10 protein-coding genes and 1 pseudogene are annotated in these 13,095 nt (G+C 62.0%); 5 read left to right on the forward strand and 6 right to left on the reverse strand.

Annotated features, from left to right (window positions below):
* Window positions 1-3: 3 nt before the first annotated feature.
* From AC0L3O_RS05955 to AC0L3O_RS05970, 4 genes are read right to left on the reverse strand one after another with little or no spacing between them, the layout of a single operon-like run.
* Window positions 4-1,272, reverse strand: a complete 1,269-nt coding sequence (locus AC0L3O_RS05955) for an NAD(P)/FAD-dependent oxidoreductase (RefSeq protein ID WP_473615080.1) — start codon at window positions 1,270-1,272, stop codon at window positions 4-6.
* Complete coding sequence (locus AC0L3O_RS05960; protein WP_473534561.1) at window positions 1,269-1,619, reverse strand: c-type cytochrome; 351 nt, start codon at window positions 1,617-1,619, stop codon at window positions 1,269-1,271. Before AC0L3O_RS05960 ends, AC0L3O_RS05955 begins: the two co-directional genes overlap by 4 nt.
* A 54-nt stretch (window positions 1,620-1,673) precedes the next feature.
* Window positions 1,674-2,000 carry a thiosulfate oxidation carrier complex protein SoxZ gene (soxZ, locus tag AC0L3O_RS05965; protein ID WP_287237484.1) on the reverse strand — a complete coding sequence of 109 codons (327 nt, stop codon included), beginning with the start codon at window positions 1,998-2,000 and terminating at the stop codon, window positions 1,674-1,676.
* A 16-nt stretch (window positions 2,001-2,016) separates the two neighbouring features.
* Window positions 2,017-2,463, reverse strand: coding sequence for a thiosulfate oxidation carrier protein SoxY (locus AC0L3O_RS05970; RefSeq protein ID WP_473534562.1), 447 nt, complete (start codon window positions 2,461-2,463; stop codon window positions 2,017-2,019).
* A 168-nt stretch (window positions 2,464-2,631) separates the two neighbouring features.
* Here AC0L3O_RS05970 and AC0L3O_RS05975 point away from each other — a divergent pair.
* Both AC0L3O_RS05975 and AC0L3O_RS05980 read left to right on the forward strand, forming a co-directional pair.
* Window positions 2,632-2,862 (forward strand): annotated as a pseudogene (locus AC0L3O_RS05975) (sulfite exporter TauE/SafE family protein); the annotation flags it as partial.
* 201 nt (window positions 2,863-3,063) lie between these two features.
* Entirely contained in the window at window positions 3,064-3,375 is a 312-nt protein-coding gene (locus AC0L3O_RS05980) for a hypothetical protein (protein ID WP_473615082.1), read from the forward strand.
* Between the two features lie 105 nt (window positions 3,376-3,480).
* Here the strand turns inward: AC0L3O_RS05980 and AC0L3O_RS05985 are convergent, their stop codons facing one another.
* Window positions 3,481-5,040: a BCCT family transporter gene (locus tag AC0L3O_RS05985; protein WP_473615083.1), complete on the reverse strand. Its 1,560-nt coding sequence runs from the start codon at window positions 5,038-5,040 to the stop codon at window positions 3,481-3,483.
* 422 nt (window positions 5,041-5,462) lie between these two features.
* Here AC0L3O_RS05985 and AC0L3O_RS05990 point away from each other — a divergent pair, with 422 nt between their 5' ends.
* Window positions 5,463-7,193, forward strand: a complete 1,731-nt coding sequence (locus AC0L3O_RS05990) for an adenylate/guanylate cyclase domain-containing protein (protein ID WP_473615084.1) — start codon at window positions 5,463-5,465, stop codon at window positions 7,191-7,193.
* Window positions 7,194-7,381: 188 nt separating this feature from the next.
* Here AC0L3O_RS05990 and AC0L3O_RS05995 read toward each other — a convergent pair whose 3' ends face one another.
* Window positions 7,382-10,756, reverse strand: coding sequence for a hypothetical protein (locus tag AC0L3O_RS05995; protein WP_473615086.1), 3,375 nt, complete (start codon window positions 10,754-10,756; stop codon window positions 7,382-7,384).
* Window positions 10,757-10,851: 95 nt separating this feature from the next.
* Here AC0L3O_RS05995 and AC0L3O_RS06000 point away from each other — a divergent pair, with 95 nt between their 5' ends.
* Entirely contained in the window at window positions 10,852-11,319 is a 468-nt protein-coding gene (locus AC0L3O_RS06000) for a peroxiredoxin (RefSeq protein ID WP_027155758.1), read from the forward strand.
* A 172-nt stretch (window positions 11,320-11,491) separates the two neighbouring features.
* Complete coding sequence (locus AC0L3O_RS06005) at window positions 11,492-12,796, forward strand: M23 family metallopeptidase (RefSeq protein WP_473615087.1); 1,305 nt, start codon at window positions 11,492-11,494, stop codon at window positions 12,794-12,796.
* Window positions 12,797-13,095: the final 299 nt, after the last annotated feature.

Genomic DNA, 13,095 nt, shown 5'->3' on the forward strand with positions numbered 1-13,095 from the left:
GTTTCAGCCAAACACGTCGTGCGTGAAGGCGTCATACCAGCCTTCCGCCGCGCGCGCAGCCTGCCGGCGGACCTCGGAGCTTTCCTCGACCTTGCTGACGAAGCTGATGACGCTCTTGAGCTTCCCGTCGACGGGCTTGAAGCTGATGGCGTTGCTGAACGCATCGTCGGGGGCGAGATAGGTGTAGCAGGTGTTGAACAAATGCGCCGGGAAACGCGCTGATCCAGTGAGATCGGCCGCGATGGCAAAGGCGCAGGCTTTGGCCTGGCTGTTGGCGCAGAACGCGGATTTCGGCATATCCCCGCCGATGATCGCGTCACCGACCAGATGGACGCCGGGCTGCAGCGCCGATTCGAAGGTGACCGGATCGACCGGACACCAGCCCGACCGATTGGCGAGCCCCGCCTGCTGCGCCAAGCGCCCGGCCATTTGCGCCGGGATGACATTGGCCACCGCGGCCTTGAATGTAGCTCCCGCGGTGATCACCGACCGGGTCTTCGCGTCGATTGCCGTGACCCCGCCGGTGAACTGAGCCGGTAGCCATTCGATCATTCCCGGATAGTGGCGGTTCCAAGCGTCCTGGAACAGGTCCTGCGCGTTGAAGCTGTCTTTCGCATCGAGGATCAGAATTTTGGCCTTGGGTTTGCGGCGCTGGAAATAGGATGCGACGAGGGAAGCGCGCTCGTAGGGGGCGGGCGGGCAGCGAAACGGATTCGGCGGAGCAACGAGCACGAACAGCCCGCCGTCCTCCATGCTTTCCAGTTGCCGGCGCAGCAGCTTGCTTTGCGGTCCTGCATTCCAGGCGTGCGGCATGATCTCCATCGCCGCTTCGTCATAGCCCTTAAGCGCCCGATCCCTGAATGCGATGCCTGGCGCAACAACGAGACGGTCGTAGCTGAGCTTTGAACCGTTGTTGAGCGCAACGGTTTTCGCCGCCGGGTGAATCGCCGCGGCGGACTCATGAATGACGATGATACCATTTTGTTTTGCCAGCGCTTCATAACCATGACTGAGCGATTCGAACGGGCGCAGCCCGGCGAGATAGAGATTGCTGAAGAAACAGGTCGCGTAGCTCTGCCGCGGTTCAACCAGGGTCACCTCGATAGCCGTGGCGCTGGCGGCGAGATATCTGGCGACCGTTGCGCCGCCGATGCCGCCGCCGATCACGACGACACGCGCCTTGGCCTTGCCCCGCGCCTTCGGCTGGTTGAGCGCCGTTAACAACGCTGCTCCGGTGAGGCGGCCGAACTCGCGACGAGTCCAGGATTTCATCGCGGGTTACTTCCCTGCGCTGCGACATAGCGCGCGACGCTCGCGATCTCCTCGTCGCTGAGCGACAGCGCGATAACGTGCATGATGTGATTTGGACTCTCGCTCGCCCGGTAGGCAAGCAGGGCGTTGGTAAGCCTCTCCTCACCAAGCCCGATGATGCTGGGAATGCCTGTGCCGCCGCCATCGAGACGATGGCAGGACGCACAGATTGCGGCGAGTTGAGCGCCTTGATCGGGCCCCGCCGCCGCGCCGAATTGGCTGAAGAGCAGCACGAGGCCCGTGGCAATCGCAGATCTCGCGACGGGGCGCATGCTGAATACCCTTCTGTTTCGCAGTTTTCCGGTCACGCTCCCACTCAACTTGTCACGCTGTGATTCGCGCAGCTCGATTGCGTCGATACCTCAACCGACCGTGAACTGGTGCGACAACATATAGACACCACCCCCGTCTTCTTCCCAGACAAAATCGAGCCGGCCGCTCTCCGTCGCGCGCAAGGAAAATTCGAAGAACGGGTTGGCCGAAATCGCCTCGTGAAGATCGACACTGAACACCACAGTTTCGTTGTAGCGACAGACAAACTTGTTGATGATCTTGCGCGGGATTACATTGCCTTGATCATCATGGCGTAGCCCCGTTTCCATCTCATGGCTGATAATGGTCTTGACCTGAAAAATCTCCCCCTTCGCCGCAGCGTTTGGCACGATCACGCGTGGTGTCGCGGTGGTCACAGTCTCTCTCCGATCCTCAGGCACAGCCATCCGTGGCGACACGGACCCACGTCGTGGTCATCAGCAAAATGCCGTCATTCATTTCAGCGACAGCGACGACGTGTTGCGGTTTGGCAAGCCGGATGCGCGTCGACACGCGGGGCAGACTGCGTTGCGGGGCGAAGTGGAAACTGGCCACTTCGATGAGCGGGTTCCGCGGCGCGAACACGCGCATCTGCCTTACATGGTCGGCCTCGGTCATGGGGCTGTCGATGTAAAGAGTCATGGGCACGGTGTAGCCGGTCGGGAAGTCCGTCGGCATTATCAGGTGAAGGCGATCCGACACCGTGGCCGTCCGTCCGGTGAGCTGCTCGATGAGATCCAACGCTTCATCGTTCGCACGCGCGCTCCGCGGCGAGAAGAGCGCGACCCCGGCAAACCCCACACTCCCGGCGATCAACACATCGCGGCGCGTCAAGCTCATCGTCCCGGTCTCCAAACCCTGCCACCTCTTTAGGCCACTCTAAGAACGCATCGGCGGCGGCAGGCGGCGCACTCGGACACATCAGTGCGGCAGCTTCTACCAAATTTAGCACCGACAACCGCTGGGAGCAATCTCGCGGAAGTGCCCATGGCCGCCCTTTAAACCAATGCATTCTGTTTTACCGGCCGTTGGGAGCACGCCGGCGGATTCTGCGGCTACCCAACTTCGGTCGCCGGCCTGATCGCTGGAGGCGTTATTGCGGCACCGCTGTCGGGATAGATGGTCAAGGCATTGCGGGAAAGGACGCTCTTGGGTTGCGGATCTCTGATCACACTCTTGGCCGGCTATCAGATGCTCGAATTAACTGGAGCGCTCGAACCGCTCCAGCGCAATGTCTGATTTACAAGCCTGCGCGACATTCATGATAAGGCTGAAAAAGGACGGGTTAGGGTGTGGGAAGCGGTCGTTGGTCTCGTCCCAACGAGCAAGTAGCGCCCCTGAGCTGACCCATCCGGGCCGGACCCCGGGGCAGTCTCGCGTGCCGCCCGATAACTCGCGAGGCTAAGCCCAGAACGCATCCCAGGCGTAGAGGTCGTAGAAGTGCTCCCGGCCGTCAATCACCTTGCCATTCTTGATGTCGAAGACAATGCAACAGAGCACATCCAGCCGTTTGCCGTTGCGCTCCCCGGTATTGCGATGGACGCCGACCACGCGTCCGTCCTCGCTCGCCATCACGGGCTTGCCGCGTCCAACGGCGAGGCGCGGCGACACATCCAGGGCGGCGCCGTGCGGCTGAACGACCAGTCCGTGTCCGACGATCGCCGGTTGGTGACGCTTGAGGATCTAGGTCCGGAACAGGTCGTAAAGCTGTCGCTCGGCAAGAAAAAACACGTTCTGGTGCGGCCGGTCTGACCGGCCGGCTCGGACGCGCCATGTGTGGACAGCGCGTATCGAACTCGCATCTTGCTACCAAAAGTTGCGCGGAACAAGCCCGCGCAACTTTGTTGCTTTCGGAGTTCACACCGGCTGCGTCGGGACCCCGGGAGCAGCCTCCAATTCGTTAAACCGCCCATGGACTTCGATATCATCGAGAAGTCCCATCCACAGCGACACACATAACCCAACCATCACGAGGAGGAACGGCGCGGCCGCGACAATGGATGCGGTCTGGAGCCCAGCCAAGCCACCCATCACCAGCAAGACACAAGCGGAGGCTCCGGCCAAAATGCCCCACAGAACCACGATCCCCGGCCTTGGGTGAAGAGTTCCGCGCGAAGAGAGCATTCCCATGACAACGGAAGCCGCGTCAGCTCCCGAAACGAAGAATATTGCAACCAGGAACATCGCAAGGGTCGATGTCAGCGTGGTGGCCGGATATTGGGCTAGAAGCGCGAACAGCGATACTGGAGCGCCCTTTTCGTTGACGGCTTCGACAAGACCGCCCAATCCCATCAGTTCCGAGTGAAGCGCAGTTCCGCCCATGACGGTGAACCAAAAGAAGGTAACAGCGCTGGGGATGAGCAGCACGCCAACGATAAACTCGCGGATCGTGCGGCCCCGAGAGATCCGAGCTATGAAGACGCCGACAAAGGGAGCCCAGGATATCCACCAGGCCCAATAGAAGATGGTCCAGCTGCCAAGCCACTTTCCGTCGCTGAATGCTGCCGTGCGGAACGACATCGAGACCAGGTCGCTGAGGTAGTAGCCAAGCGATTCGATTAGCGTGTCGAATATGAACACGGTCGGTCCAATGATCGCCAGAAAGAGCAGGAGCAGCAGAGCAATGACCATGTTCAGGTTGCTCAGGAATTGCACGCCCTTGCCGACCCCGGAAACCGCCGACAGGATGAATAGAACGGTCAATGCCGCGATAATCGTCAGTGCAATTGTTGCGGACTCGCCGGTATTCCAGAGGAAGTTCATTCCGCTGTTGATCTGCTGAGCGCCAAGTCCCAACGAAGTGGCCGTTCCAAACAGTGTCGCTATGATTGCGAGGACGTCGATCGCCCGGCCGATCGGGCCGTGGATGCGGTTGCCGAGCAGAGGCTGGAAGGCACTCGACATCAAAGTCGGCAGGTTGCGCCTGTAGCTGAAGTACGCAAGCGCCAATCCGACAACCGCGTAGATCGCCCACGGGTGCAGCGCCCAATGGAAATAGGCGTATTGCATTGCCACGACCGCGGCCTCCCTTGACTGCGGCTCCGCCATTCCGTGCGGTGGCGCGCCAAAATGGAAGACCGGTTCGGCCACTCCCCAAAACATCAGGCCGATGCCCATCCCGACGCTGAACATCATGCAGACCCATGATACGGTCGAAAATTCAGGCTTTTCGTCATCTCGCCCGAGCTTGATCTTGCCGAACCTGCCAACCGCCAGGAAAACAGCGAACATCAGGAAGAACGCCGTCGAAACGACAAACATCCAGCCGAATGTCTTGATGATCGTATTCAAAGTCGCTGTCGCCACTGTGGCGAGACTGTCAGGAGCGAGGCCGCCCCAAAGCACAAAGCCGCCAGCTATGATGACAGCCGGCCAAAATACGCCGGAGTCTACACTCCGGGTGCCTGTTATGGACATCCGCTCACTCCCATTTTTGCGTGGAACATCGTGCGCGGCCGGCTTTTCAAGCATTTTCTGGCTGGAACGACAGAGCGGTTCGCGTGGTAAAACTGATTGAATGACGCTGCGTTAGCTGGCTCAATCGCGACTTCGTTGCGACCCAGTTCCGACACATTCGAAAGTATGTCATCCGCGCTTCGACGACATCGACCATCGCGCAATAGCTGCTTAGTGCGGAGGAACCCGCTCTTGCCGGAGAGCGGCAGTCCATCCCGCATGGTCAAGAGCGTGAGAGCGTGCCCTGGACGGTGGTGCCGATCCGAGGGCCGCGCAGCACGCCATTAGCCCGCTTCAGATTGCCGGCGCCCTTGATCAGCCACATGCCCAAATTGCTGGATTTGGCAGCCCAGGAAGGATAGGCTTGGTTTTTGGTTCAGGCGATGGAACAGAGGCTAGCCGCAATTCTGGCTGCCGATATGGCGGGCTACAGTCGGCTAATGGAGGCCGACGAATCCGGCACGCTCGCACGCCTTCGGACCCATCGCATAGAACTGGTCGATCCCGCCATCGCGAAGAACAAGGGCCGGATCATCAAGACCACCGGAGACGGCATGCTCGTTGAGTTCCAGAGCGTGACCGATGCCGTGAAATGCGCCGTGGAAATCCAACAGCGCATGAAACGGCGCAATTCGGATGTGCCGCAAGAACGGCGTATCGAATTCAGGATCGGCATAAATCTCGGCGACATCATTTTCGACGATGACGACATTTTCGGCGACGGCGTCAATATCGCCTCGCGCATCGAGCAACTCGCCGACGTCGGCGGTATCTGCGTGACCGCAGCGGTGGCGACCCAAATTGCCGACCGTCTCGAAATCGCCATGGAGGATTTGGGCGAGAAGACGTTAAAGAACATCAGCCGCCCGGTTCGCCTCTATCGCGTTGGGTTTGACAGTCATGTCCTGCCAGAAGTCGAGGCAAAGCGATCCATCTCGAAACCTTCGATAGTGGTGCTGCCATTCAACAACATGAGCGGCGACCCCGAGCAGGAATTTTTCGCGGACGGTCTGACCGAGGACATCATCACCGAACTGTCCCGCCACCATGAGCTGTTCGTCATCTCGCGCAATTCCAGCTTCGTCTACAAGAACCGCGCCGTGAATGTGCGCGAGGTGGCCGAGAAACTCGACGTCCAGTACCTGGTGGAGGGAAGCGTTCGCAAGATCGGCGACAGGGTGCGCGTGACGGTTCAGCTCATCGACACGGCGAATGACGCTCATATTTGGGCAGACAAATACGACCGGAAGCTGGACGACATATTCGCGATTCAGGATGAGGTAACCGCGGCGATCGCAGCCACGCTGCCCGGTCGTGTCGAGGCGGCTCAGCGGGACCAGCTCGCGCGGGCGAAACCTGCAAACATGGCCGCGTATGAATGTGTTCTTGCTGCCAAAGTGCTGCATCACCGAGGCACGATTGAGGATAATGAACGCGCGCAAATCTTGATAGGCAGGGCCGTCGCGCTCGACCCCGATTATGCCCATGGCCATGCCTGGCGGGCCTGCATTCTTGGCCAGGCCTGGGTCCATGACTGGTGCAAAGACAGGGATGCCGTCTGGAACGACATCATGGCAGCGCTGGACAGGGCGCTGGCGCTGGACGACAACGATGCCGATGTCCACCGCATCCTCGCCGCAGTGAACGTCAACAACAATGAGCTGACCACAGCACGCTACCATCAAGAGCGCGCCCTCGCCCTCAATCCCAATTACGACCTCGTGGTGGTGCAGCAAGGCGAGTTGTTGACGTGGCTGGGAAGGCCGGAAGAGGGAATTGAATGGATCCGCAAGGCAATGCAGTTGAACCCGCACCACCCGGAGAGGTTCTGGAGCCATCTGGGAAAGGCGCATTTCGCCGCGCGCCAGTATGGCGAGGCGATCGAAGCTTTCATGCATCTGTCAACCATGGACTCGGTTCAGCACGCTTTCGCCGCTGCCTGCTACGGCTGGCTCGGCGACGAAATCGCGGCCGCGGCGCATCTGCGCAAGATCAAAACGCTCGATCCCCAGTTCGACCTCGGTTCATTTATCGCCACCCTGCACTATGCCCAGAAGTCTGATGTGCAGCACGTCCGCGAGGGACTGCTGAAAGCCGGTATTGCCAACCTGTAGCCAGCCGGTAACTACGAACCGGATCCAATCGGGGACAGGCAAAAAAGACCGCCCCCCACCCAAGGACGAGGCCGCTCGCGCGGCAATGGCGCGCGAGCGGCTTCGTCCAGGGGTCATGGGCGTGAATTCGGCCGGGGCGATCCACTTAGGGTCAAGTCTCGGTCGCTCGAAGTGATTGGGTTTTGACCTTACCGGTACTCGAAGATCGACCTGAAAATTCCGGGCGCGATCACCGACAGCGGATTGACGTCCAGTTTGGGCTTGTTGGCATTGCCCCTGAGCCGGTAGGTCACGCCGATCAGCCCGCGATCGCGGCCATTGCCGAGCAACGCGCCGAACAGCGGCAGTTCGCCAAAAATGCGGTTGAGGCCGTAGACCGGCATGAAGGTGCCGGTCATGTCCATGTTGTTGTTCCGGTCATAGAGCGTGCCCTGGAAGGTGGTGCCGATGCGCGGGCCGCGCAGCACGCCATTAGCCAGCTTCAGATAGCCGGCGCCCTTTTCGATCTCGGAAAAGCCGCGCTCGAACTTCACTCTCGAGGTGTCGATATTGGCTTTGACGGCTTCGTTGAGGCTGCGGCTGTCACCGGCCGGCGTCGTCGATACGAGCGAGGCGAGTTTCGGCTCGTTGACCACGAAGAAATCATGCGAGTCGACCTGGCCCTTCATCGGCCCATCGCTTGCCCCGGCGAGCGCCAGGGTGATCGAGCCGCCCTCCATATGCTCGTAGATGTTGAGGAACCGCAGGATTGCGCCGGCGTCGGCCGACCGCACGTTGAGGGCGCGCTTGCCGGCGCCGGTCGTATTGCTGATGCTGATGGCAGCACCCGAACTTGCCGTGGCGCTCACCTTGAGCCCATTCACCCTCGAGCCGGCGGCGCTGTAGTCGAGCTTCAGGTTCGACAGCGTCTCGTTGTGGAAGCCGGTCAGCGAATTGACGTCGGCGCTGACCGAAATCGCGTCGGAGCCCGTGGCCTTGGTGGCGGTGTCGACATCGGACGTGAATTGCTTGATCAGCGAGCGCGCGTCCAGCGCGCTGCCGCTGATGTCGATCGCGTATCCCTTGCCCGATCGTTTCACCGAAACGGCAACGTCGTCTCCCCGGTTCAGCTTGACGTTGCTGAACCGCGCCGAGGACAGGGCGCCTTTGACCAGCACCACGCCGCCATCGATCGAAAAGGTCTTTCCATTCAGGTCGAAGTCGGACAGCGTCGTGGTGTCGCCGGATTTGGCCATGGCAAATGTGACATTGGCTGGAATGCCGGGGCCCTTGCTCCAGCCTGCCCAGGGAATGTCCAGCCTGGCATTGGTCAGGTCCGCCGAAACAGTCTGGTTGCCCGTGCCGCTCTTGTCGATCTCAACCTTGACGGTTCCGGAAAGCAGCTCCGACAGGCCAGGCATGGCGGCGGCACGTATCTTGTCGTCGAGCATCAGCGCCACTTTCCGGCTGCGCGGCGGCCCGCCATCCCTGAGCGGCTCGATCAGGTCGAGTTCGGCTGGAATACCGTTGAGCAGCGCCTTGGCTGATATCACCGCCTTCTCGCGTTCGACCGTGATCGAACCATCCGCGTCCGTCACAATCTGGTCTTCGAACGGCTTGCCCAGCGACAGGTCTTTGTAATCGAGCGTCACCAGCCAATCGAGTTTCGAGCTGTCGACGCCGCGCTGTAGCGGAATATCCGCCTTGACGTGGCCGGTCACCGTGCCGGACAGGTCGTCCGGCAGCAGGCCGACATGGCGCATGGCATTGATCGGCTCGTAGGAGGCGAGCTCGGCGATCGCGGACGCCTCCCCGGCAACATCGATATCGAGCGCGCCGATCACCGGCGGGCGGTTCGCCGCCTGGACCGTCATCGTGCCGTTGCTTGCCGCGACCGTGCGGCCGCTGGCCATATAGACGTTGCCCGAGGACAAGGCGATGTCGACGTCATTGCCGTGGAATTCGACGACGCCGACGGCATCGCGTATCGGCGGAATGTGACCGGCTGTATCGAAGCGCGATCCTTCGATCTGGAAACGGCCGAATATCTCATCTGACGAAAGCGGGATCCCGTTGCCAAGGCGCCCGGGCACGACCTGGAACTGCAGGCTCGCGTCGACGACGCGGCCGCCGAACAGGTTTTTCAGCACCCACAGGCGAGCGTTTCGCGCCGAAAACCAGGGCCAAAACTGCTTGACATGCGAGACCGGCATGTCGTGGACGTTGAAGGCTACAGATATGCCCGGCACCTTTCCCCTGGCGAACTCGACCGAAGCCGTGCCCAGCGCCTCGCTGGCGGACCCGGACCTGATCCCGATCTGCTCGGCCACCAGCTTGCGGCTGCGGGTCTGGTAGACGCCGGCCACCCGGGCGATGAAATCGAGCGCGGGTTCGGAGGATTCCGAAGGCGCCAGCGTCGAGCCGTCGCTGGTCAGGTCGTAGCGATAGGACGGCTCCTCGCCCACTGTTCCAGTCGCCGGCTTCGGCCCGATCGAACCGGCGAACTCGAATGTCGAGCGACCGGTCCTCACTTGCAGCCGGTCCACCTGGACCTTGTTGGCGCCGGCGACAAGCGTCGCAGCGAGATCGACGTCGGCTGGAAGCGAGCCACGCGTGCCAAGATCGAGCACGGCACCGGCGAACGACAACGAGGCCGTCAGCCGCGACGCGTTCTCGCCGGATCTTTCCGATCCCGCCAGCTTCAAGGCAATCGCGCCAAGCGTCCCGCCCGGCGCTGCGGCAGCCTGGTCAAGCTGCGCTATCTCGACGCTGGCATCCAACGCCGTCACGCGCCGCGTCGTCGTATCACGGCTGGCTGAGGCGGCGATGGTGAGTGCCCTGCCGTCGACAGCCGCGTCGGATGAAAACTCCATGCCGCCCGGCCCCGACTGCGCAACGGTGGCATCCGCGATCCTGACCAGTTTGACCAACCCGGCCTCGGACGGAACGAGGTCGACATTGCGCAGCTCGATCCGGCGCATCTGCTCCTCGCGCACCGCATCGAGCGCGTGACCGATGCTGGCAAAGACCATGGCGGCCAGCCTGTCCGGATCGATGAGGCCGTCGTCATTGCGCAGCGCCGCCGTCCAGTCGCCACCCGACGGCAGCGCCGACATCACGATGCGCGCGTCGGAAATCCTGGCACTGGTAAGCCGCACCTCGCCCGAAAGCAGCGGTATCAGCCTTACGCCGAAGCGGACACGCCCGGCATCGGCCATCGGCTTGCCGTCGGCGGTCTTGAGGCTGACGTCGCTGACCTGCAGCGCAATGAAGCTCGATCCGTCGAGCGTGAGACGGGCCGGCCCGACCGCAACGTCGACGTCGACGCCGGCCAATTTCTCGATGGCCGTTTCCGCTTCGGCCCGCAGCCGCTCGGCGCCGAAGCCGGACATGCCGATCGCATACACAGCGGCGGTGGCCAGCAGCACAAGCGCCAAAAAGCCGGCAAACAGCCGCGCAAGAATACCAACGCCGCGGCCCTGGCCGAGCGGCGGTATGCGGCACGCGGACGGGAAGGCCCCCAGGTCGGTGATTTCATCACGCCTGAATCTGATCTTCTCGTGCTGCGGCTGCTCCTGATCCACACAATTTTCCGTTGAACGAACTCGACCGTGGACGACTCCCGGTGCGACAATATATCGATGAGGCTTCGCGCGTAACCACAAACAAGGGCATCGATATGGCTGATCTCGACGTCGGCGACGTTGCGCCGCAGTTCGACCTTCCCCGCGACGGCGGCGGATCGCTCAGCCTCGCGTCATTGCTGGGAAAGCCGGTCGTGCTTTACTTCTATCCGCAGGACGACACCACCGGCTGCACCAATGAGGCGATCGGCTTTTCGCAGTTGAAGCCGGAATTCGAAAAGCTCGGCGCTGTCGTGATCGGCCTGTCGCCGGACAGTGTCCGAAAACACGACAAATTCAAGTCGAAATACGATCTGACCGTCGACCTCGTCGCCGACGAGGAGCGCAAGGTGATCGAAGCCTATCATCTGTGGGTCGAGAAGCAGCTCTATGGCCGCCGCTATATGGGCGTCGAGCGCGCAACGTTCCTGATCGGCAGCGACGGACGGATCGCCCGGATCTGGCGAAACGTTCGCGTCAAAGGCCATGCCGAGGCGGTGCTGGAGGCCGTGCGCGCGCTTTGACGTCGATTTCGGGACGTCAATTTCGGCTGTGGCCTGAACCCGTGTGAAGCACGGGCGCCGAAGCAATCCGGCTGCAACCCATGGGCTGCAAGCTGGGCGCCAGCAACCGACCGTTAACCTTAATGATGTGTAATCGGGCTTGTCGTTGGTGTCGTAACGAAAGCTTGGTCCTGTGAACGTAGCCAGTCAGTCAACGGTCTTTGGCAGGCGCAATGAGCCCCACACGGTCATTATCGCCCGGGGCAACGAGATCAGGCATTTCACCATACGGCCGTGGCTTGCCGCATTTTGCGGCTCGGCGCTGGCGGCGATGGCGATAGGCTATCTGCTGGCGACCTCCTATCTCGTGCTGCGCGACGACCTGATCGGCGCGACCACGGCACGGCAGGCGCGCATGCAGCAGGCCTATGAGGACCGCATCTCCGCACTGCGCGCCCAGGTCGACCGGATCACCAGCCGTCAGTTGCTCGACCAGCAGCTCATGGAAACCAAAGTTGGCGAGTTGCTGGAACGACAGACCCAGCTCAGCCTGCGCCATGGCCGCCTCGGCCCGCTCCTCGAACGCGCCGAGAGCGACGTCGGAACGCCGCCTGCCGCAGGCAGCGGCGCGTCCGCCATGCCGGATAAACGCGCCCCGGATAAACGCGCCGACGTGATCGACGCCCCGCTACAGGCCTATGCGGTTGCCAGCCTCGGCGCCAACCTTGGCGCTGGCGATGCCAGGCCGTTCTCGCTGTGGGCGACCCGCTCCGATCCGCTGCCGAGCGACACGGCGGCCGATCGTGCCGACAGGCTGTTTGTGTCGATCAACGCCGCGCTCAAGGCCATAGAGAGCCAGCAGATCACCCGCATCGCCACGCTTGCCGACAACGCCTACAAAAACGCCGATGCGATTTCTCAGGCGCTCGAGGCGGCTGGCCTGCCGGTCGACGGCGATTTCGGCAAGAGCGATGCCGGCGGTCCGCTGATACCACTCGACAGTTCGATGACGTTCGACAGCAAGGTAAGGGAACTCGACGAGGCGCTGGACGCGCTCGACCGGCTGAAGACGGAGGCGCGACGGCTGCCGCTCGCCAACCCCGCGCCCGGCCGCTCGGTCACCAGCCCGTTCGGCGTGCGCACCGATCCGCTCCTCGGCACCGCCGCGCTGCATTCGGGGATGGATTTCAGGGCGCCGACCGGAATGCCCGCCAAGGTCACGGCGCCCGGCGTCGTCGTCAAGGCCGGCTGGAACGGCGGCTACGGCCGCATGGTCGAGGTCGACCATGGCAATGGCTTTGCGACGCGCTATGGGCATCTCAGCAAAATCGACGTGACCGTCGGCAGGAGGCTCAATGCCGGCGACGTCATCGGCAAGACCGGCAGCAGCGGCCGCTCGACCGGTCCGCATCTGCATTACGAGATCCGCCACAATAGCGAGGCCATCGACCCGCTGCGCTTCCTGAGGGTCGGCAAGAAGGTCGCACGGTATCTTTAGTCCCCGGCAGGGGTGCCTCTGACAGGTCGGAGGCTTTTCGGACGTCACGTCGGTGCAGGACCTTTTTGATGCTGGCGGGACAGCGCCCCCCTCTGTCCTGCCGGACATCTCCCCCACTTGGGGGAGATTGGCAGCTTCGGGCGCGGCGCTCATTTATGAGACGTTGGCGATTGGCGAAAGCCTGGATAACCGCCGATCTCCCCCCTTGTGGGGGAGATGTCCGGCAGGACAGAGGGGGGCGCGAAGGATCTCGGCATAACCGTGAACACGCGCGACATTCTTTTTGAATTCCATTTGAC

Source organism: Mesorhizobium sp. WSM4810 (assembly GCF_055811235.1).

Bases quoted from the DNA above. Each gene is read 5' to 3' on its own strand.
- AC0L3O_RS05955 (WP_473615080.1), bottom strand. From the start codon at position 1,272: ATGAAATCCTGGACTCGTCGCGAGTTCGGCCGCCTCACCGGAGCAGCG.
- AC0L3O_RS05970 (WP_473534562.1), bottom strand. From the start codon at position 2,463: ATGAGCTTGACGCGCCGCGATGTGTTGATCGCCGGGAGTGTGGGGTTT.
- AC0L3O_RS05985 (WP_473615083.1), bottom strand. From the start codon at position 5,040: ATGTCCATAACAGGCACCCGGAGTGTAGACTCCGGCGTATTTTGGCCG.
- AC0L3O_RS05990 (WP_473615084.1), top strand. From the start codon at position 5,463: ATGGAACAGAGGCTAGCCGCAATTCTGGCTGCCGATATGGCGGGCTAC.
- AC0L3O_RS06000 (WP_027155758.1), top strand. From the start codon at position 10,852: ATGGCTGATCTCGACGTCGGCGACGTTGCGCCGCAGTTCGACCTTCCC.